Consider the following 21,471-nt stretch of genomic DNA (forward strand, 5'->3'; position numbering starts at 1 on the left):
TTGACGTTGTGACTTTATGGAACGAGCGCTCTTACCGCGTTGATCTTTATCAAGTTGCACAGGGAGCCCATGAACCTATCTCCGCACTGCAAGTCGACGGCACCCTTCAGGGCTTGTCGTTGTCCAGCAAAATGGCCTCCCCGGGCCGGTCGAGATCGTCGTACTGGCCGGCATGCAGGGCCCACCAGAGCGCACCAGCGATGACAATGACAAGAACCAGGCTCATGGGCACCAGCAGGTACAGCGTTTCCATTCCTAGACTCCGTTTCTGCCCGCACGCAGCAGGCGCCAGGCGTTCGCCACCACGAGCAGCGAGGACACCGACATGCCGATGCCGGCCATCCATGCCGTGACAAAACCCGTCGCCGCCAGCGGGATGGCCACCACGTTGTAGAAGAAGGCCCAGCCAAGGTTCTGCCGCACTACGCGGCGCGTCTGCCGCGCCAGCGCGATCGCCCGAGCGATTTCCGCGACGTTTCCGTGCGTCAGCACAGCGTCGGCCCCCGCCTGCGCAAGCGGGGCGCCGCTGCCGATGGCAACGGATACCTGCGCCTGCGCCAGCACCGGCGCGTCATTGATGCCATCCCCGACGGCCAGCACCACGGCCCCTTCACGCTGGAGCCGTGCGACATATTCACGCTTGCCTTCGGGGGATACGGCGCCGCGGGCTCGCTCCATGCCGAAGTGCGACGCCCACCACTGCACGGTTTCGATGCTGTCGCCGCTGACCAGGTGGCAGCGCGCACCCTGTCGGCGCAGCGCTTCAAGCAGTTCCGGCGTCGATTCACGGGCCTGGTCGGACAGCTCGAATAAAGCCAGCATGCCGTCTTCGGCGCCCAGCCAAACTTGCGTGGCGCCGGGAATTCGAGCGCGGTCCGCGTCCGGTACCGATGCCGTGGCGCATGACTTGGCGATTTCGGCGACAAAGGTGACGCGGCCCAGCCGGAATCGCTTGCCGTCAATGTCGGCCTGCACGCCCTGCCCCGGCACATTTAGCACGGCGGTAACTGACGGGCTGTCTCCACCGATATCCGCCCTACCGGCCGCGCCGACCAGCGCCCTGCCGATCGGATGCTCGCTACCCGCTTCCAGCACCGCTGCCAGTGCAAGACATTGGGCGGCTGGCATGGCGCCGAGCGTCTGCTGTCCCGTCAGGACAAAACAGCCTTCGGTCAGTGTGCCCGTTTTGTCCAGCACGACGTCTGTCACGCGCGCCAGCGTCTCCAGTGCATGCGAACGGGTCAACAGCAAGCCGCGCCGCGACAGCGCCGCGCCCGCGGCGGCCAGCGCCGCCGGGGTCGCAAGGGAAAGCGCACACGGGCAGCTGACAACAAGCACTGCAACCGTGACCAGCAAGGCCCGGGAAGGATCGATCCAGAGTGCCCACACCGTCCCGGTCAACGCCGCCAGCGCCAGCAGCGTGGCCACGAACCATCCGGCAACTCGGTCGGCAAGCGCCGCCAACCGCGGCTTTTCCGCCAGTGCACGGTCCAGCACGGCGACGATTTCAGCCAGGCGCGTGCCCGCGCCAACGCGGTCCACGGCGATCTCGAGCGGGCTGGCGGTGTTGTAGCAGCCGGCCAGCGCTACCTCGCCCACGGTGCGGTGCACCGGGCGGCTTTCGCCGGTCAGCATCGATTCGTCAAGTTCACTGGCGCCCGCGACGATGGTGCCGTCCGCCGGAATGATTTCGCCGGCCCTGACACGGATACGGTCGCCCTGCCGCAGGCGCGCCACCGGTATGCGCTCCGCGACCAGATCGCCTGCGCCAAGCCGTTCACATGTAGCCGGCAACTGCCGCGCCAGCATCTCCGCACCGCTGCGCGAAGCCTGCCGCACACGCAATTCGAGATAGCGGGCAGCCAGCAGGAAGGCGACGAACATCGTCACCGAATCGAAGTAGACCTCCCCGACTCCGCGGACGGTCGCTACCGTGCTGGCAACAAACCCTGCCGAAACGCCAAGCGCCACCGGCACATCCATGCCCATGTGCCAATGGCGCAGGCTGCGCCAGGCACCGGAAAAAATCGGCGAAGCGGAATAGAAAACGACCGGCAGCGTGAGGGCCAGGCTGGCCCAGCGCATCAACTGCAGCTGGCCGGGATCGATGGTGGCCTCGTGGGTATAGATGGGCCACGCGTACATCATCACCTGCATCATGCCAAGCATGGCCACGGCCATGCGCATCAGCAGGCTGCGGCGGGCACGGCGGTCGGCTTGGTCGCTGCGGGAGACTTCAAACGGCCACGCAACGTAACCAATATCGGCCAGCGCGGCGAGCAGGCCGGAAACTGTCTGGTCGGCCTCGCGCCAGCGCACCACCAGGCGGCGCGTCGCCACATTGGCGATCGTGGATTCCACGCCCGGCAGGCGCCCCAGGTGCTGCTCGATCAGCCACGCACACGCCGCACAGCGGATGTTCTCGGGCGCCAGCGTGATCTCGGCGCGACCGCCGTCAAGCGGACGGACGAACTGGCTGCGCAACTCAGGGGTATCGTAGGCCGCCCATACCGGCTCAGATTCCCGCCTTGCGGCGTCATCGATCGGCCTGGCAAAACGCGCCTCGTCTCCGTAGAGGTGCGCAAAGCCTGCCGAGTGCAACGTGCGTGCCAGCGTCTGGCAACCGCCGCAGCAAAAGACGCGTCGCTGGCCGTCCAGCTCCTCGGACAGTTCCCGGCCACCGGGCACGATCTGGCCACAATGAAAGCATGCCGGCTGGGCGGCATGCTGCGCCGTCACGGGCGCGGAGCGACCGGCAGGAACTGGCGGGAAAGCGGACGTCGGGGCGTCGGCAAGGAGACTGGCGTTGGGGGCGGACATGGAGATCTTTTTTTACCCGTTGGAGGGTATATGCCGATCTCCAAATCGGCCTTGATATATGTCAATAGCGGCCGGTCTTGTTTCCCAAAGCCGGAACGCAGCGCTCAGGTAAGCGAGGTGTCTGCGGTCCTGCGCTCGGCTTCCAGGTACTCCCGGGACTGCATCTCGATGATGCGCGACACCGTGCGATGGAATTCATTCGCCATCTGGCCCTCGACGTAGAGTTCATCCGCCGGGACTTCGGCCGACATCAGGAGCTTGACCTTGTGGTCGTAGAACACATCGATCAGCCATGTGAAGCGGCGAGCTTCCGACGACATCCTCGGCGTCATGCGCGGAACATCGGACAAAATGACCGTATGGAACTGAGAGGCCAGTTCCAGGTAGTCATTCTGCGAGCGCGGGCCGCCGCACAACGTGGCAAAGTCGAACCAGACCACGCCATTGGCCTTGCGCAGGGCGCGCAATTCGCGATGCTCGATATGCAGGAGCGGCGACTCGTCCGCTACGCCGGCGATGGCGGTAAAGGCGTCGCGGAGCGCCGAATTGGCCCTGGCATCGAGCGGCGTGTGATACGCCTCCACCTGCTCCAGCGCGCGCTTGCGATAGTCGATCCCGGCATCGACGTTGAGCACGTCCAACTTCTGCTGGAGCAACGCGATGGCCGGCAGCACACGGTCACGGTGCAACCCGTCCGGGTAAAGCAGGTCGGGCCGGTAGTTGGAAGTCATGACGAACTGCACGCCGTTCTCGAACAGCTGTTGCAGCAACCGGTGCAGCATCATGGCATCGGCGACGTCATTGACGTGGAATTCATCGAAGCAGATCAGGCGGTAGCGCCGGGCAATCCGCTTGGCCAGTTCGTCCAGTGGATCGGGGCGTCCGCGCAGCTCTTCCAGCTGGCGGTGAACTTCGCGCATGAACTCGTGGAAGTGCAGGCGCGTCTTGCGCACCACCGGGACGCACGTATAGAAGCTGTCCATCAGGAAGGACTTCCCGCGCCCCACCCCGCCCCACATGTACACGCCCTTGGGCACTTCCGGGTGCACCAGCAGCTTGCGGATGGCATTGCTGCGGCGGCTCTTGTAGGCCACCCACTCGTCGTAGCATTGCTGCAGGCGAGCCACGGCGCGCAGTTGCGCTTCGTCGGAATGGTAGCCGCGCTGCTTCAGTTCCTTCTCGTAATACTCGCTGACGTTCATGCTGGCTGTTTCGTTCTGGACTGCGCGCGGAAAGTGCGGCCGCACCTTCCCCGGCCATGCCCGGAGTCGTTTCGATCCGGCATGGTTTGCAAGTGAAAACGGCGCGCCGCTGTTGCGGCGCGCCGGTGCTCAGGCAAATGCGGACAGATGCCTTACATATTGAGCTGACGCTTGTCGACGGCCAGCGCAGCTTCGCGCATGACTTCCGACATCGACGGGTGCGGATGGCAGACGCGGCCGATATCTTCACTCGCGGCCTTGAACTCCATCGCCACCACAGCTTCGGCGATCAGGTCTGATGCGTTGGCGGCAACGATGTGCACGCCAAGGATCTCGTCGGTCTTGGCGTCGGCCAGCATCTTGACGAAGCCTTCCGGATGACCCATGCCCAGCGCACGGCCGTTGGCCATGAACGGGAACTGGCCAGCCTTGAACTCGCGGCCTTCGGCCTTGAGCTGGGCCTCGGTCTTGCCGACCCATGCGATTTCCGGGAAGGTGTAGATCACCCACGGAATGCAGTTGTAGTCGATATGCGGCTTCTGGCCGGCGATACGCTCGGCCACGGCCACGCCTTCGTCCTCGGCCTTGTGCGCGAGCATCGGGCCACGCACCACGTCACCAATCGCCCACAGGCCCGGCACCTTGGTGGCGCAGTGCTCGTCCACCTCGATGAAGCCGCGCTGGTCTGCAGCCAGGCCGATAGCCTCCAGGCCCAGGTTGTCGGTGTTCGGCACGCGGCCGACCGACACGATCAGGCGGTCCACTTCCAGGGTCTGGGCAGCGCCGTCCTTGTCGGTGTACTTGACCGTCACGCCGGCCTTGCCGGTCGTCACTTCGTCCACCTTCACGCCGAGGCTGAACTTCAGGCCCTGCTTGGTCAGCTGCTTCTGGGCTTCCTTGGCCACGCCTTCGTCGGCGGCACCCAGGAACGCGGGCAGCGCTTCCAGCACGGTCACGTCGGCACCGAGGCGGCGCCACACCGAGCCCAGCTCCAGGCCGATCACGCCGGCGCCGATCACGCCCAGCTTCTTGGGCACGGACGGGAACTTGAGCGCGCCTTCGTTATCGCTGACCAGGTCGTTGTCGACCGCGATGCCCGGCAGGTGGCGAGCCTTCGAACCGGTGGCGATGATGACCTGCTTGGCGGTCACGACTTCACCTGCGATCTCGACCTGGAAGCCCTCGGCCGTCTTGCCGACGAACTTGCCGTAGCCCTTGAGCAGCGTGACCTTGTTCTTGCGGAACAGGAACTCGATGCCCTTGGTCATCTTGCCGACGATGTCGTCCTTGCGCTTGAGCATCTTGGCAACGTCAACCTTGACGTCGCCCACGGTGATGCCGTGGTCGCCGAGGTGGTGCTGGACGTTCTCGAATTCTTCCGAGGAAGCCAGCAGCGCCTTCGAGGGAATGCAACCCACGTTCAGGCAGGTGCCGCCCAGGCGCGGTTCGTTCTTGGGATCGTCGTAGGCGTTGCCTTCGCAGCAGGCCACGTTCAGGCCAAGCTGGCCTGCGCGGATGGCGGCGATATAGCCGCCGGGGCCGGCGCCGATCACCAGCACGTCGAATTGTTTGCTCATGGAGATTCCTTTCTGGACGCCGGCAGCTCGCGCCGGCGCACCGTCAACACTGGGAACGCGCCCGCGCGGCCAGGGTGGCCATGCGCGGGGGGACCGGTTCTTACAGATCCAGCAGCAGGCGGGCCGGATCTTCCAGCGCTTCCTTCATCGCCACCAGGCCAAGAACGGCTTCGCGGCCATCGATGATGCGGTGGTCATACGACATGGCCAGGTAGTTCATCGGACGGATGACGATCTGGCCATCTTCCACCACGGCGCGATCCTTGGTGGCGTGAACGCCCAGGATGGCCGATTGCGGCGGGTTGATGATCGGGGTCGACAGCATCGAACCGAAGGTGCCGCCGTTCGAGATCGAGAACGTACCGCCGGTCAGCTCTTCCAGCGACAGCTTGCCGTCGCGGGCCTTGGCACCGTACTCGGCAATCTTCTTCTCGATGTCGGCCAGGCTCATCTGGTCGGCATTGCGCAGGATCGGCACCACCAGGCCACGCGGCGAACCCACGGCGATACCGATGTCGAAGTAGCCGTGATAGACGATGTCGTTGCCGTCCACCGAAGCGTTGATGACCGGGTACTTCTTCAGCGCGTGGACAGCGGCCTTCACGAAGAACGACATGAAGCCGAGCTTCACGCCGTGTTCCTTCTCGAAGCGGTCCTTGTACTTGTTGCGCAAATCCATCACCGGCTTCATGTTCACTTCATTGAAGGTGGTGAGGATGGCGTTGGTCGATTGCGACTGCACCAGGCGCTCGGCGATACGGGCGCGCAGGCGGCTCATCGGCACGCGCTCTTCCGGACGGTCGCTCAGCGCGGCGAGATCCAGGTTGGCGGCGACTTGCTGCAGCGCCGGCTTGGCAGCGGCGGGAGCCGGAGCAGCCTTGGCGGCGGGAGCCGGGGCCGCCGAGGCGCCGAGCACGTCGCCCTTGGTGATGCGGCCATCCTTGCCGGTGCCGGCAACCTGGCCAGCCGACAGGCCGGCTTCGGCCATCAGCTTGGCCGCCGAAGGCATGGCAACTGCGCCGGCGGCGGGCGCTGCGGCGGCGGGCGCCGGTGCAGCAGCGGCCGGTGCCGGGGCGGCCGCTGCTGGGGCAGCGGCGCCAGCGGTGGCTTCGGTGTCGATCTGGGCGATGAGCTCATCGGCCACGACGGTGTCGCCGTCGTTCTTGATGATCTGCGACAGCACGCCGGCGGACGGGGCCGGCACTTCGAGCACGACCTTGTCGGTCTCGATCTCGATCAGGATTTCGTCCTGGGCGACAGCTTCGCCGGGCTTCTTCTTCCAGTTCAGCATGGTCGCTTCGGCGACCGATTCGGACAGTTGCGGAACCTTGACGTCAACGATAGCCATGGTTGTGAATTCCTCGTGTATGCGTTTTGTTCTTCAGGCAGAAAAGAACACGGCGGTCATCTGCGAGCGCCGCCGTGCTGCCACAATTACTTGGTCAGGACAAAGCCCTTGAGCTTGGCGAACGCTGCATCCAGCAGCGCCTTCTGTTGCTCGTTGTGCTTTGCGTAGTAGCCCACTGCCGGCGAAGCCGAAGCGGGACGACCGGCATAACCGAGCTTCTGGCCTTCCGTCATGTTTTCCATGATGTAGTGCTGCACGAAGAACCAGGCACCCTGGTTCTGCGGCTCGTCCTGGCACCACACGATTTCGGTGGCGTTCGGGTACTTCTTGAGCTCTGCGGCAAGCGCCTTGTGCGGGAACGGATACAGCTGCTCCAGGCGGATGATCGCTGCGTCGTTCGCCTCGCGCTCCTTGCGCGAGTTGACCAGGTCGTAGTAGACCTTGCCCGAGCACATGATCACGCGCTTGACCTTGCTGGCGTTCAGCTCTTCGTGGTCGGGGATGACCGTTTCGAAGTGGCCCTTGGCCAGGTCGGACAGCGGCGAGACGGCTTCCTTGTTACGCAGCAGCGACTTCGGCGTCATGATCACCAGCGGCTTGCGGAACAGGCGGATCATCTGGCGGCGCAGCAGGTGGAAGATCTGTGCCGGCGTGGTCGGCTGGCAGACCTGCATGTTGTGGTCCGCGCAAAGCTGCAGGAAACGCTCGATACGGGCCGAGCTGTGTTCCGGACCCTGGCCTTCGTAGCCGTGCGGCAGCATCAGCGTCAGGCCCGAGGCACGGCCCCACTTCACTTCGCCCGACGAGATGAACTGGTCGATCACCACCTGGGCACCGTTGACGAAGTCGCCGAACTGGGCTTCCCAGATCACCATCGCGTTCGGCTCGGCGGCCGAGTAGCCGTATTCGAAGCCGAGCACGGCTTCTTCCGACAGCACCGAGTCGATTACCGTGAACGGTGCCTGGTTTTCCGACACGTTCTGCAGCGGCACATACGAGCCGGCATCCCAGCGTTCGCGGGCCTGGTCGTGCAGTACGGCGTGACGGTGGGTGAAGGTGCCACGGCCTGCATCCTGGCCGGTGATGCGCACCGGGTAGCCCGACGACACCAGCGAAGCGAAGGCCAGGTGTTCACCCATGCCCCAGTCCAGCGGCTGGTCGCCGCGGCCCATGTTGGCGCGGTCCTTGACGACCTTCTCCACCAGCGGGTGCAGCTTCAGCGTGTCAGGCGTGGTGGTGATGCGTTCGGCCAGGCGCTTGAGCTCGGTCACCGGCACGGCGGTGTCGGCAGCATCGGTCCACTTGCGGTTCAGGAACGGCATCCAGTCCACGGCGAACTTGTTCTTGAAGTTCGACAGGACGGGGTCGGCAGTGTGCTTGCCGGCGTCCATTGCAGCGCGGTATTCCTTGACCTTTTCGTCGCCGAAGTCGGCCGGCACCAGGCCCTGGGCGACCAGCTTGTCCGCGTACAGCTTGCGCGTGCCCGGATGCTGGCTGATTTTCTTGTACATCAGCGGCTGCGTGACGGCCGGGGTGTCCTGCTCGTTGTGACCCAGCTTGCGGAAGCAGATGATGTCGACCACGACATCCTTGTTGAACTCCATGCGGAAGTCCACGGCCAGCTGCATGGCGTACACGACGGCTTCGGGATCGTCGCCGTTCACGTGCAGCACCGGGGCCTCGATCATCTTGACCACGTCCGTGCAGTACAGCGTCGAACGGGCATCGCGCGGATCGGAGGTGGTGAAGCCGATCTGGTTGTTGATGACGATGTGCATCGAGCCGCCCGTGCCATAGCCGCGGGTCTGCGCGAGGTTCAGCGTTTCCATGACCACGCCCTGGCCGGCGAAGGCCGCGTCGCCGTGCACCTGCACCGGCAGCACTTCCTTGTGGCCGACTTCGCCGCGGCGCTCCTGGCGGGCCTTGGCCGAGCCTTCGACCACCGGGTTGACGATTTCCAGGTGCGACGGGTTGAAAGCGAGCGACAGGTGAACCGGGCCACCCTGGGTCGAGACATCGCTCGAGAAGCCCTTGTGGTACTTGACGTCACCGGCCGGCAGGTCATCGACGTGCTTGCCCTCGAACTCGGCGAACAGGTCGGCCGGCATCTTGCCCAGCGTATTGACCAGCACGTTCAGGCGACCGCGGTGGGCCATGCCGATCACGATTTCCTGCACGCCCTTGCTGCCCGCTTCCTGGATCAGCTCGTCCATCGCTGCGATGAAGCTTTCGCCGCCTTCCAGCGAGAAGCGCTTCTGGCCGACGTACTTGGTGTGGAGGAAGCGCTCCAGGCCTTCGGCCGCGGTCAGGCGGTCCAGGATGTGCTTCTTCTTTTCCAGCGTGAAGACCGGCTTGGAACGCGTGGATTCCAGGCGCTCCTGCCACCAGCGCTTTTGCGCCTGGTCGCTCACATACATGAATTCGGCGCCGATGGTGCCGCAGTACGTTTCGCGCAGGTTGTTGAGCAACTCGCGCAGGCTCATCGACTCCTTGCCAAAGTACGTGTTGCTGGCATTGAAGACGATGTCGAGATCAGCTTCGGAGAAACCGTAGAAAGCCGGGTCCAGATCGGGCAGGGGCGGACGCTCCTGGCGCTTGAGCGGGTCCAGGTCGGCCCAGTGCGTACCAATGTTGCGGTAAGCGGCGATCAGCTGGGTGGCAGCGACGCGCTTGCGGCCCATGTCGGAATCGGCCGAGGCAACGATGGTCTTGATGGGGCCGGCTTTGGCGCGCTCGGCGAACGAGGCGACGATGGGAGCGTGCGGGACGTCACGCGAATTGGAACCGTCGACGGCGGGGACGTTCTGCATCGCGTCGAAATACGCGCGCCAGTTGTCGGGAACCGAAGTCGGGTTCTGGAGGTAGGCTTCGTACAGCTCTTCAACGTACGGGGCGTTGCCGCCGAAGAGATACGAATTGCTCTGATACTGCTGCATCATGGGACGCTCACTTTTCTCCGGGAATGCCGGAGTTCAGCGGGTTATTCAACCTTCCGCGACACGGCTTGACCGGTTAGCGGATTGCAAACAACTCTTGGGAGCCCAACGGACGGCCCTTGGACAAACGGCACCACAAGGGCGCCGAAGTGAAAGTGCCGTCACAAGGCCCGAAAGGGCAAGTTGTGCGGGGAAGGACCTAAGTCTTCACGGCGGTAAGAATAGCACGTTTGCTTATGCGCAATGTGGACTTTTCGCGATGCGGAACTGCGTAACGCATCAATTCGGTTTGGAAACAACGCTTTCGCAATAATGATCAGGCCGGCGCGATGACATCGACCGCATCCGTGATCAGCCCGTCCAGCCCCCGGGCGAGCAGTTCCCTGGCCCGTTCGGGATCATTGACCGTAAAGCTCAGGACTTTCAATCCTGCGGCGTGCGCCGCGGCGATAAGCTGCGCCTCCAGCACCTTGTGATTGGCGTCCAGCGCCACGCAACCGAGGGCCCTGGCACGCTCAAGCCAGTCACGGGGCAAGGTGTCAACCAACAGCGCACGCGGCAGCTCTGGAACGGCCTGGCGCGCCGCAGACAGGGCCTCTTCCGAGAATGACGACAGCAGCGGCGGCACCGCGGCGTCGCGCCACAAACCCTGGGCATCCAGCGCCACCGCAGCGCCGGTCTGCGCTTCGCGCCCCGGCACCGGCTTGATCTCGATATTGCTGTGCAGCCCGTTGGCTTGCGTATAGCAGGCTACGGCAGCCAGAGTCGCAACCGGCTCGCCAGCATAGGCCGGGCTGTGCCAGGCACCGGCGTCGAGCTGCGCCAGCTCGCCCAGGGTCAGCCCATCGACGCGGCCCGAACCGGAAGTCGTCCGGTCCAGCGTCGCGTCGTGCATCAGGATCGGCTTGCCGTCCGCACTGAGCTTCACGTCGAACTCGAACATGCGGTAGCCGAGCGACGCCCCGAGGCGAAATGCCGCCAGCGTGTTTTCCGGCGCCAGCTTGCCGGCGCCACGATGAGCGATGTAGCGCGGGTATGGCCAGTTGGCCGCCGTGACGACCGGAGAATTGCTTGTGCCCATGCTCAGGCCTCGATGCGCTTGCCCGACTGGGCGTCAAAAAAATGCAGGTGATCGGCCGATGATGTGACCGGCAGCCTGTCTCCCGCTTGCACCCGCGCATGGCTGTCCAGCCGCACGACGATGGGCTGGCCACCCAGCGATCCATAAGCAAAGGAGTCGGCGCCCAGCGCCTCGACCACGCGCACATCCACCTCGGCAATCGCCTCATGCGCGGCGCAGGGCTCGATATGTTCGGGCCGCAGGCCCAGCAGCGCCTCCGCGGGCAGATGCAACCCCATGGGCAGGTGGCCCAGCGTTGCGCCGTTGGCATTCCCCTCCTTGCCGACGACCCGCATCTGCGCCCCGCCCGCGTCGCCGTTGCGCGCGACGGGGACGAGATTCATCGGCGGCGAACCGATGAAGCCAGCGACGAACGTACTCGCCGGGCGGGCATAGACCTCCAGCGGCGTGCCGATCTGCTCCACCCGCCCGCCATTGAGCACCATCATGCGGTCCGCCAGCGTCATGGCCTCGACCTGGTCATGCGTCACGTACAGGCTGGTGGTTCCCAGGCGCCGATGCAACTCCTTGAGCTCCAGCCGCATCTGCACGCGCAGCTTGGCATCGAGGTTCGACAACGGCTCGTCGAACAGGAACACCGACGGCTCGCGCACGATGGCACGCCCCATCGCCACGCGCTGACGCTGTCCGCCGGACAACTGCCGGGGCCTGCGCTCCAGCAGCGGCGCCAGCTCCAGGATACCCGCCGCGTGCCTGACGCGCTGCTCGATCTCGGCCTTCGCCATGCCGCGTATCTTCAGCCCGTATGCCATGTTGTCGTACACGGTCATATGCGGGTACAGCGCGTAGTTCTGGAACACCATGGCGATATCCCGCTCCGCCGGCTCCAGCTGGTTGACGATCCTGTCGCCAATATGGACGTCGCCGCCGGTTATGGTCTCCAGCCCCGCCACCATGCGCAGCAGCGTCGACTTGCCACAACCGGACGGCCCTACGATGACGATGAACTCGCCATCGGCGATCTCCATGTCGATACCGTGCACGACCCTGACATTGCCGGCATAGGTCTTCTGAACATTGCGAAGCGACAGTTTTGCCATTGTTATATTCCTGTGCAGCCTGCGTGACCCGGTCACGCGCCCCGGTCACGCTTACTTCTCGGTTTCGACCAGTCCCTTGACGAACCACTTCTGCATCAGCACCACCACCACGGCCGGCGGGATCATGGCCAGCATCACTGTCGCCATCACCAGGTTCCAGTCCGTCGCGGCATCGCCGGAGCGCGAGATCATCTGCGTCACGCCCACGACCACCGGCGTCATCGACTTCTGCGTGGTGATCAGCAGTGGCCACAGGTACTGGTTCCAGCCATAGATGAACTGGATCACAAAAAGCGCCGCGATGCTGGTGCGCGACAGCGGCAGCACCACGTCCCAGAAGAAGCGCAACGGCCCCGCCCCGTCGATGCGCGCGGCTTCGGCCAGCTCATCGGGAATGGTCAGGAAGAACTGCCGGAACAGGAACGTGGCCGTGGCAGAGGCGATGATGGGAATCGTCAGGCCGAAGTAACTGTCCAGCATGCCGAGGTCCGACACCACCTTGTAGGTGGGCAGGATGCGGACCTCCACCGGCAGCATCAGCGTGATGAAGATCAGCCAGAAGAACGTTTTGCGCAGCGGGAAGCGGAAATAGACGATGGCAAACGCGGAAATGATCGAGATCGCGATCTTCCCCAGCGCGATGCCCAGCGCCATGATGAGGCTGTTCTTCATCATGGTGGAGACGGGCGATGCGGCATTGCCGACGCCATCCACCAGGACCGTCCTGTAGTTTTCCAGCAAGTGGCTGCCGGGCACCAACGTCATGGGCGCCTGCAAGACCTGGTCCGCGGTTAGCGTCGAGGCGACAAAGGTCACATAGACCGGAAACGCCACGATGCCCACGCCAAGCAGCAGCATCAAATGCGAAAGTACATCGAGCAAAGGTCGTCGTTCCACCATCTTGCAGTCCGCCTTTTAGTATTGCACCTTGCGTTCCACGTACTGGAACTGCACGACCGTCAACGCGATCACGATCCCCATCAGCACGACTGACTGCGCCGCCGAGCCGCCGATATCGAGTCCGCGGAAGCCGTCGTGATAGACCTTGTACACCAGCGTATTGGTGGCATTGACCGGCCCCCCATGCGTCACGGCATCGATGATCGCAAAGGTGTCGAAAAAGGCGTAGACCACATTGACCACCATCAGGAAGAAAGTGGTCGGCGACAACAGCGGAAATACGATCGACCAGAAGCGCCGCCACGGTCCGGCGCCATCGATCGCCGCCGCCTCGATCAGCGATTTCGGAATGCTCTGCAAGCCAGCGAGGAAGAACAGGAAGTTGTAGCTGATCTGCTTCCACGCGGCGACGATGACGACCAGCAGCATGGCCTGGTTGGCGTTGAGCAGGAAATTCCAGTCCACGCCGGCCGCATGCAGCGCGTAGGAAACGACGCCCAGCGTAGGATTGAAGAGGAACATCCACAGCACGCCCGCCACGGCGGGCGCCACGGCATAGGGCCAGATCAGGAGCGTCTTGTACCCCGTCGCGCCGCGCACGACGCGGTCGGCAAAGTAAGCCAGCAGCAGCGAGACGGACAAACCCAGCAGCGTCACACCCACCGCGAACACCGCGGTGACTTGCAATGAGTGCAGGTATTCGCCGTCATTCAGCAGTGTCCGGAAATTGTCCAGCCCGACGTACTGCAATTCGATGCCAAAGGCGTCCTGCTGGAACACAGACTGGTACAGCGCTTGTCCGGCAGGCAGGAAGAAAAAAATCAGCGTGACCGCCATCTGCGGCAACACCAGCAGATAAGGCAGCCAGGATGAACGGAAGACAACGCGTTTTTCCATAAAGCATCTCGTGCCGCGGCGGTTACGGCGCCGCCTCGCATGGACAACGGGCAAGGGCCGGGCGCCGCCGTTGCGGCTGCCTTCGCCTTGCCCCGCTACACGAACTCGCGACGCTTACTCGCGCACCGTCTTCTGGAAACGCTCCAGCAGTTCGTTGCCGCGCGCCACGGCGGCATCAAGCGCCTCCTTGGGTTGCTTCTTGCCCGACCAGACAGCCTCGAGCTCTTCGTCGATCACGCTGCGGATCTGCGGAAAGTTGCCCAGGCGGATACCGCGCGACTTGTCGGTAGTCTTGACGATCATCTGCTTGACCGCCACGTCCGCACCGGGGTTCTTGTCGTAGTAGCCGGACTTCTTGGTCAGTTCATAGGCGGCCACCGTCACCGGCAGGTAGCCCGTCGACTGGTGCCAGTCGGCCTGGACATCCGGGCGCGACAGGTACGAGAAGAACTTGGCCACGCCCTTGTATTCCTCGGGCTTGCGGCCGCCCATCACCCACAGCGAGGCACCGCCGATGATCGTGTTCTGCGGCGCGCCCGGCACGCCCTGCTCGTACGGCAACGGCGCGGCCGTGAAGTCGAACTTGGCGTTCTTGCGAATATTGGCCAGCGCCGCCGACGAACCCGTCAGCATCGCGCATTGCCCGGCAATGAACTTGGCCTTCGGCTCGTCCTTGCGGCCGCCATAGACAAAGTAGCCCTTCTGCGCCATGTCGAGCAGATTGGCGATATGCTTCACATGCAATGGCGAGTTGAACACGAGGCGCGCACCTGGGCCGCCGAAGCCATTGTTTTCGGTGGCGAAGAGTACGTTGTGCCAGGCTGAGAAACTCTCCAGTTGCACCCACGACTGCCAGTCAGTGGTATAGCCGCATGAAACACCGGCAGCCTTCAGCTTGGCCGAGTCGGTCGCCACCTCCTGCCACGTCGCGGGTGGCTTGTTGGGGTCAAGGCCGGCCTTCTTGAAGGCGTCCTTGTTGTAGTACATGATCGTGGTCGAACTGTTGAACGGGAACGACATCATCTCGCCCTTGTTCGACGTGTAATAGCCAGCGACAGCGGGAATGTACGCCTTGGGGTCGAATTTCTCGCCGGCTTCCTTCATGACCGTGGCCACCGGCTTGATGGCGCCCTTGGCGTTCATCATGGTCGCCGTGCCCACTTCGAAGACCTGCAGGATAGCGGGCGCGTTGCCTGAACGGAACGCCGCGATACCGGCCGCCAGCGACTCGTCATACTGGCCCTTGTAGACCGGCACGATCTTGTAGTCGGACTGGCTGGCATTGAACTGGTTGGCTATGGCATTCACCTTGTCGTTCAAGGCGCCTTCCATCGAATGCCACCACTGGATTTCGACCGCTGCCTGGGCACTGCCTGCCCCGGTCAGGGCGGCCAGCACGGCGATCTTCAGCACACTACGGGAAAAGGACATGGGTCAGTCTCTCCTGGTCAGGGTCTTCGCTGCATCGTGATCGTCAATCAAGCGAATTTATGTGCTTTTTGTGACAGCGGCATGTTACGCCTGTCGCACCCCGCGGGGCAATTCAGCAAAACCACCAGTAGGCGACATGCTGCAGTGCAATGCCGCAAGCTCGCGACGGACGGCAGTAAAATGCCGACCCATGCATCCCCTGCGAAATCTCCCCGCCTCCGCCCTGCGCCGCGTGCGCGGCATCCTGACGGATATCGACGGCACCCTGACTACCGGCGGCAGGCTGCCGGCGCGAGCGGCCCAGGCCCTTGAACAATTGAGCCAGTCCGGCCTGCATGTCATTCCTGTCACCGGGCGCTGCATCGCATGGGCCGAGATCCTGGTCCGGCTCTGGCCCGTGAATGCCATCATCGGCGAGAACGGCGCGTTCTATTCCCATCTGCGCAATGGCCGGCTGCTGACCCGCTTTCTCGATGATGCCCCGACCCGGGCACGCAACCTTGAGCGTATCCATGCACTGGGCGAACGCATCCGGCGCGAGGTGCCCGGCAGCGCGCTCGCTTCAGACCAGGCCTGGCATGCGGCCGACCTCGCCATCGACCATGCGGAAGACGTCGCGCCACTGCCGGAAGATGCCGTGACCCGGATCGTCCGGCTCATGCAGGACGCCGGCATGACCGCCACCGTCAGCTCCATTCACGTCAACGGCTGGTTCGGCCAGCATGACAAGCTCAGCATGAGCCGGCTGTGCGTGGCCGAGCTCCTGGGCGATGACCTCGATGCGCAACGCGACGAATGGCTGTTCATTGGCGACTCCGCCAACGATGCCAGCATGTTCCGGCATTTCCCGCTGTCGGTCGGGGTGGCCAATGTGCGCGAAATCCTGCCGCAACTGCCGGTCCCGCCCGCCTATGTGACCGAGGCCAGCGGCGGCGAAGGATTTGCTGAAATGGCAGGACAGCTGCTAGCGGCGCGCAGCGGGCAATGAAAAAGGCCGGGACAAAAAACCCGGCCTTTTTACACATCAATGGGCGCCTTTTTCGGCCTAGTCGAATCCCAGCTCCTGCAGCTTGCGCGTAATGGTATTGCGCCCAATGCCCAGGCGCGTGGCGGCTTCCACGCGGCGGCCGCGCGTGACGCCCAGCGCCGCCTCCAGGACGGCCTTTTCAAAGCGCCGCGTCAGCACATCCATCACTTCGGGCAACCCGGATTCGAGCATCGCGCGTGCCTCGCCGGCGAGCAACCCTTCCCATCCGCCCGTCGACGATGCCAACGCGGAAGCTGCCGATGCGGTGACGGGTCGCACCGCCGTCATGGTGTCCGACTCGGCAACCGGCATGGCCAGGCCGCCATAGTCAGACAGGTCGTGGCCGCCAGCGGACTCCGTTGAAGGCAAGCGCGGCTCGACGGCTCGATGCACCGCCGGCACGCCTACGACACTGCCCGTCCCGATCATTTCGCGCGGCAGGTCCTTGACCTCGATGGTCTGGGCCGGCGCCATCACGGTCAGCCAGTTGCAGAGGTTTTCTAGCTGCCGCACATTGCCCGGGAACGGCAAGGTGCTGACATAGGTCAGCGCCTCGTCGGACATGCGCTTGGGCTCCACGCCCAGCTCCTTCGCGCTCTTCTGCAGGAAATGCCGGGCCAGCAGCGTGATGTCTTCCGGCCGCTCGCGCAGCGGAGGCAGCCGCAACCGGATCACGTTCAGGCGATGGAACAAGTCCTCCCGGAACAGGCCTTCCTTGACGCGCACCTCCAGGTTCTGGTGCGTGGCTGCAATGACCCGGACATTGGCGCGCAGCGGATTGTGGCCGCCAACACGATAGAAATTGCCGTCGGACAGCACGCGCAGCAACCGGGTCTGCAGGTCGAACGGCATGTCGCCGATTTCATCGAGGAACAGCGTGCCGCCCTCGGCTTGCTCGAAACGCCCGCGGCGCATGGTTTGCGCGCCCGTGAACGCACCGCGTTCGTGCCCGAACAGCTCCGATTCAAGCAGGTCCTTCGGAATGGCGGCCGTATTCAGGGCGATGAACGGGCCGTTGGCGCGCGGGCTGTGCTTGTGCAGCGCGCGCGCGACCAGCTCCTTGCCGGTGCCTGATTCGCCAGTGATCATCACGGTCACGTTCGACTGCGACAACCTGCCGATGGCGCGGAAGACATCCTGCATGGCGGGCGCCTGGCCGAGGATTTCAGGCGCATCGACGAGCCGGTCGTCCATCTCGGCCTCGCGCAGGCTTTCCTCCAGCGCGCGGCGGATTAGTTCGACCGCCTTGTCGACATCGAATGGCTTGGCCAGGTATTCGAAGGCCCCGCCCTGGAACGCCGCCACAGCGCTGTCGAGGTCCGAATAGGCCGTCATGATGATGACGGGCAGGCCTGGGTGCTTGGCCTTGATGGTCTGCAGCAAGTCCAGGCCCGATCCTCCGGGCATGCGGATATCCGATATCAGGACTTGCGGAACATCGTCTTCCAATGCCGCTAGCACGTCGCGGACATTGGTAAAGCTGCGGGAGAGCAGGCTTTCACGGGCCAGGGCCTTTTCAAGTACCCAGCGGATTGATTGGTCGTCGTCGACTATCCAGATCGGCTTCATGTGCGTCGCTTGTCTGCTCGGTGTCATTTGGTCTTCCGCATGCCCGCCTGGCGACAGTGCAACGTTCGATCGCGGATGCCGGCGGGACAGCTAGTGCAGCGGCAGCAGGATGCGGAAGTCGGTACAGCCCGGCCTGCTCTCGCATTCGATCAAGCCCTCGTGCTGCTGCACGAAGGTTTGAGCGAGTGTGAGACCGAGACCGCTGCCGCCATCCCTGCCCGAAACCAGCGGATAGAAGATGCGTTCGCGGATGTCATCGGGAATTCCCGGGCCGTTGTCGATCACATGCAAGTCCAATGCCAGCTTGAAAAGACGCTTGGCGATCGTGACCTGGCGCGCGACCCGGGTGCGCAAGACGATCTGCGCATCGCCGCGCGCGATGCGTTCGGCCAGCGCCTGCGCGGCGTTATGGACGATGTTCAGCACGGCCTGGATCAGCTGCTCCATATCGCCGTGCAACTCCGGCAGGCTCGCATCGTAGTCGCGCACGATGTCCAGGCCATTGGGAAACTCGGCCAGCACGACCGAGCGCACGCGCTCCAGCACCTCGTGGATATTCAGGCTCGACACGATATGCGGATGGCGGTGCGGCTCCAGCAGCCGGTCCACCAGCGTCTGCAAGCGGTCCGATTCCTTGATGATGACCTGCGTGTACTCGCGCAGCGAGCGCTCTGGTAGTTCGAATTCCAGCAATTGCGCCGCGCCGCGGATGCCGCCCAGCGGATTCTTGATCTCGTGCGCCAGATTGCGGATGAGTTCTTTATTGGCGGAAGTCAGGTCGAGGATACGCTCCTCGCGGTCGCTGCGGACTTTCTGCTCATTAAGCAGGACTTCGACCAGCACGGTATCGCCGAAGGCTTCCAGCGCGCCGATCACCACATGCGCGTGGATCGGCTCCTGCAAGGGCGGGCGCAACACCAGGTCCTGCCGGCGTACGTCGAACTGTCGCGTGATCACCGTATCGATCATGCCCTGCAGCTCTTCAGACGGTCCGAACAGGTCCGGCAGGGACAGTTCCAGCATGGCCTTGCGCGATACCGCGAAGGTCGATTCGGCCGCCGGATTCGCATAGGCTACGCGCAGACCCGGCTGCCTGACCAGCAGGACGGGATTGGCCACGACATCGAGGCCCGCCTGCAGCGGCGACACCTGACCGCCACACTGGCCCGCGACCGGTGAAGCCAGACCAGCCGTGTCGCCGCGGCCGCCGTCAGCGCCGCCGCCCTTGCGCGGCACACTGCGAATCAGGCGACGCATAAGACTAGTCCTTCAGGTTGGAGAGTTCACGGCGCAGCGACGCCGCGTTGGCCTCGCTGCGGCCGATGTCATCGCGCAGACCTGCCGTCCGATCGAGATACTTCTGATAATTCCGTTCATTGCCCTGCCGCTCCGGCTGGCCGTTGTTGTATTCGGCGCGCAGCGCCGCCAGCTTGGCGTCCTCGGCCTGCAGCTCCTGCTCCAGCACGGTGCGCCGCTCGCTGTCGCGGCTTCTCTGCGTGGCGCTGTCCACGCGCGGAAAACCGCTCGTGGCCGCCGTCCCGCCGCCTGCTCCGCCTGACGTCGACGCGGCCTTTGCCGCGCCGGCCGTACGTCCTCCCGGGACGGTGACCACATCGGGCAGGTTCAGCCGCTTGCACCCCTTACCCGCGCTGCCGTTGCGATACTCCGGCACCCCATTGGGTCCGACGCAAACATAGACGTCAGAGGACTGCGCCAGGGCAACCTGACTCCACGCGGACGCCACCAGCAATGCGGCAGACACCAGCATGGGGAGTCGCACACGAGTCTGGTGCAACGGCTTGGCCGGTGTGGCCGTGGGCGGGAACGCGTTCATGAACATCAGCGGTAGGGTGGAACGGAAAGCCCCATTCTAGCCATCAAAAGAAAAAGGGACAGCCTGAGCCGCCCCTTGCTGGTGCAACTGTTGCCCGACCACAACCTGTCGTCATTGCCGGGCAACAACTCGCTTACAGCGAGTAATACATTTCGAACTCGACCGGGTGAGTGGTCATGCGGAAGCGGGTGACTTCTTCCATCTTCAGCTCGATGTAGGCGTCGAGCATGGAGTTGGAGAACACGCCGCCGCGGGTCAGGAACTCACGGTCGTTGTCGAGGTATTCCAGCGCCTGGTCAAGGCTGTTGCAGACGGTCGGGATCTTTGCATCTTCTTCCGGCGGCAGGTCGTACAGGTTCTTGTCGGCAGCTTCGCCCGGGTGGATCTTGTTCATCACGCCGTCCAGGCCAGCCATCATCAGCGCCGAGAAGCCCAGGTACGGGTTCATCAGCGGATCCGGGAAGCGGGTTTCGATACGGCGGCCCTTCGGGTTGGCGACGTAAGGAATACGGATCGAGGCCGAACGGTTGCGGGCCGAGTAGGCCAGCTTCACCGGGGCTTCGAAGCCCGGCACCAGGCGCTTGTACGAGTTCGTGCCCGGGTTGGTGATGGCGTTCAGCGCCCGCGCGTGCTTGATGATGCCGCCGATGTAGTACAGGGCGAATTCCGACAGGCCGGCGTAGCCGTTGCCCGCGAACAGGTTCTGGCCGTCCTTCCAGATCGACTGGTGCACGTGCATGCCCGAGCCGTTGTCGCCAACGATGGGCTTCGGCATAAACGTGGCGGTCTTGCCGTAGGTGTGGGCGACGTTCTGGATCACGTACTTCTGCAGCTGGGTCCAGTCGGCGCGCTGCACCAGCGTGCTGAAGCGGGTGCCGATTTCGTTCTGGCCCTGGCCAGCCACTTCGTGGTGGTGGACTTCAACAGGGATGCCCAGCGATTCCAGGATCAGGCACATTTCCGAACGCATGTCCTGGAACGTGTCGATCGGGGCGACCGGGAAGTAGCCGCCCTTCTTGCCCGGACGGTGGCCCGAGTTGCCGTGCTCGAATTCCTTGCCCGACGACCACGGGGCTTCTTCGGAATGCACCTTCACGAAGCAGCCTTGCATGTCGACGTTCCAGGTCACGCCGTCGAAGATGAAGAATTCGGGTTCCGGACCGAAGAAGGCGGTGTCGCCCAGGCCGGTGCTCTTCAGGTAGGCTTCCGCGCGCTTGGCGATCGAACGCGGATCGCGGTCGTAGCCCTTGCCGTCCGACGGTTCCACCACGTCGCAGGTCAGGACCAGCGTCGGCTCTTCGTAGAACGGGTCGATGATGGCGGTGTTCGGATCCGGCATCAGCAGCATGTCCGAAGCCTCGATACCCTTCCAGCCAGCGATGGACGAGCCGTCGAAGGCGTGGCCACTTTCGAACTTGTCATCGTCGAAGTGCGACGTCGGAACCGAAACGTGTTGCTCCTTGCCTTTGGTATCCGTGAAGCGGAAATCGACGAACTTGACGTCGTTTTCTTTCACAAGCTTCATCACATCTGCAACGCTTTGGGCCATGCCAATCTCCTGGAAATTCGGCTGAAGTCTAGAAAGTCATTCGTGGGCCGGTCATCGCGCCGGTGCGAAGTGCTGTGGTTCCGAGCCACTGCGCCCGCGCGATTCCTTGCCCTAAAAAGGGACGAGGAATGTTAGCAGAAAGCATGCCAAGTAAACTTCCTCTCCCATCCCGCAGTTGCCAAAAAGCCGTCCACCCACGG

The 21,471-nt window shown here is 63.8% G+C and carries 16 protein-coding genes; 1 reads left to right on the forward strand and 15 read right to left on the reverse strand.

The window, feature by feature from the left end:
• Positions 1-106: 106 nt before the first annotated feature.
• The 11 genes from ccoS to ugpB all read right to left on the reverse strand — a co-directional run bounded on the left by ccoS (position 107) and on the right by ugpB (position 15,292).
• Positions 107-253 (reverse strand): cbb3-type cytochrome oxidase assembly protein CcoS, encoded by a 147-nt coding sequence (gene ccoS / locus ACIGJC_RS08950; protein ID WP_483708417.1) that lies wholly within the window; start codon positions 251-253, stop codon positions 107-109.
• 2 nt (positions 254-255) lie between these two features.
• Positions 256-2,820, reverse strand: coding sequence for a heavy metal translocating P-type ATPase (locus ACIGJC_RS08955; RefSeq protein ID WP_483708418.1), 2,565 nt, complete (start codon positions 2,818-2,820; stop codon positions 256-258).
• A 104-nt stretch (positions 2,821-2,924) separates the two neighbouring features.
• Complete coding sequence (gene zapE, locus ACIGJC_RS08960; RefSeq protein ID WP_483708419.1) at positions 2,925-4,022, reverse strand: cell division protein ZapE; 1,098 nt, start codon at positions 4,020-4,022, stop codon at positions 2,925-2,927.
• A 152-nt stretch (positions 4,023-4,174) separates the two neighbouring features.
• On the reverse strand, positions 4,175-5,599 hold the full coding sequence (gene lpdA / locus ACIGJC_RS08965; RefSeq protein ID WP_483708420.1) for a dihydrolipoyl dehydrogenase: 1,425 nt from the start codon (positions 5,597-5,599) through the stop codon (positions 4,175-4,177).
• A gap of 100 nt (positions 5,600-5,699) precedes the next feature.
• Positions 5,700-6,947 carry a 2-oxoglutarate dehydrogenase complex dihydrolipoyllysine-residue succinyltransferase gene (gene odhB / locus ACIGJC_RS08970; protein WP_483708422.1) on the reverse strand — a complete coding sequence of 416 codons (1,248 nt, stop codon included), beginning with the start codon at positions 6,945-6,947 and terminating at the stop codon, positions 5,700-5,702.
• Between the two features lie 86 nt (positions 6,948-7,033).
• Positions 7,034-9,886 carry a 2-oxoglutarate dehydrogenase E1 component gene (locus tag ACIGJC_RS08975; protein WP_483708423.1) on the reverse strand — a complete coding sequence of 951 codons (2,853 nt, stop codon included), beginning with the start codon at positions 9,884-9,886 and terminating at the stop codon, positions 7,034-7,036.
• Positions 9,887-10,199: 313 nt separating this feature from the next.
• Positions 10,200-10,964, reverse strand: a complete 765-nt coding sequence (gene ugpQ / locus ACIGJC_RS08980; protein ID WP_483708424.1) for a glycerophosphodiester phosphodiesterase — start codon at positions 10,962-10,964, stop codon at positions 10,200-10,202.
• Positions 10,965-10,966: 2 nt separating this feature from the next.
• Positions 10,967-12,064, reverse strand: coding sequence for a sn-glycerol-3-phosphate import ATP-binding protein UgpC (locus ACIGJC_RS08985; RefSeq protein WP_483708426.1), 1,098 nt, complete (start codon positions 12,062-12,064; stop codon positions 10,967-10,969).
• Positions 12,065-12,115: 51 nt separating this feature from the next.
• On the reverse strand, positions 12,116-12,964 hold the full coding sequence (gene ugpE / locus ACIGJC_RS08990) for a sn-glycerol-3-phosphate ABC transporter permease UgpE (RefSeq protein ID WP_483708427.1): 849 nt from the start codon (positions 12,962-12,964) through the stop codon (positions 12,116-12,118).
• A 15-nt stretch (positions 12,965-12,979) separates the two neighbouring features.
• Positions 12,980-13,861, reverse strand: coding sequence for a sn-glycerol-3-phosphate ABC transporter permease UgpA (gene ugpA / locus ACIGJC_RS08995; RefSeq protein ID WP_483708428.1), 882 nt, complete (start codon positions 13,859-13,861; stop codon positions 12,980-12,982).
• Positions 13,862-13,975: 114 nt separating this feature from the next.
• On the reverse strand, positions 13,976-15,292 hold the full coding sequence (gene ugpB / locus ACIGJC_RS09000; RefSeq protein ID WP_483708429.1) for a sn-glycerol-3-phosphate ABC transporter substrate-binding protein UgpB: 1,317 nt from the start codon (positions 15,290-15,292) through the stop codon (positions 13,976-13,978).
• A 190-nt stretch (positions 15,293-15,482) separates the two neighbouring features.
• Here ugpB and ACIGJC_RS09005 point away from each other — a divergent pair, with 190 nt between their 5' ends.
• Positions 15,483-16,280, forward strand: a complete 798-nt coding sequence (locus tag ACIGJC_RS09005; protein ID WP_483708430.1) for an HAD-IIB family hydrolase — start codon at positions 15,483-15,485, stop codon at positions 16,278-16,280.
• 57 nt (positions 16,281-16,337) lie between these two features.
• Here the strand turns inward: ACIGJC_RS09005 and ntrC are convergent, their stop codons facing one another.
• From ntrC to ACIGJC_RS09025, 4 genes are all read right to left on the reverse strand, one after another.
• Entirely contained in the window at positions 16,338-17,888 is a 1,551-nt protein-coding gene (ntrC, locus tag ACIGJC_RS09010) for a nitrogen regulation protein NR(I) (protein ID WP_483708432.1), read from the reverse strand.
• Between the two features lie 90 nt (positions 17,889-17,978).
• The gene (glnL, locus tag ACIGJC_RS09015) at positions 17,979-19,145 is read right to left on the reverse strand and encodes a nitrogen regulation protein NR(II) (RefSeq protein WP_483708433.1); all 1,167 of its coding nucleotides are present in this window, start codon (positions 19,143-19,145) and stop codon (positions 17,979-17,981) included.
• A 4-nt stretch (positions 19,146-19,149) separates the two neighbouring features.
• The gene (locus ACIGJC_RS09020; RefSeq protein WP_483708435.1) at positions 19,150-19,728 is read right to left on the reverse strand and encodes a DUF4124 domain-containing protein; all 579 of its coding nucleotides are present in this window, start codon (positions 19,726-19,728) and stop codon (positions 19,150-19,152) included.
• 127 nt (positions 19,729-19,855) lie between these two features.
• The gene (locus ACIGJC_RS09025) at positions 19,856-21,271 is read right to left on the reverse strand and encodes a 3-hydroxylaminophenol mutase (protein ID WP_483708437.1); all 1,416 of its coding nucleotides are present in this window, start codon (positions 21,269-21,271) and stop codon (positions 19,856-19,858) included.
• Positions 21,272-21,471 lie beyond the last annotated feature (200 nt).

The sequence above is a fragment of the Cupriavidus sp. C3SS-1 genome, assembly GCF_057073755.1.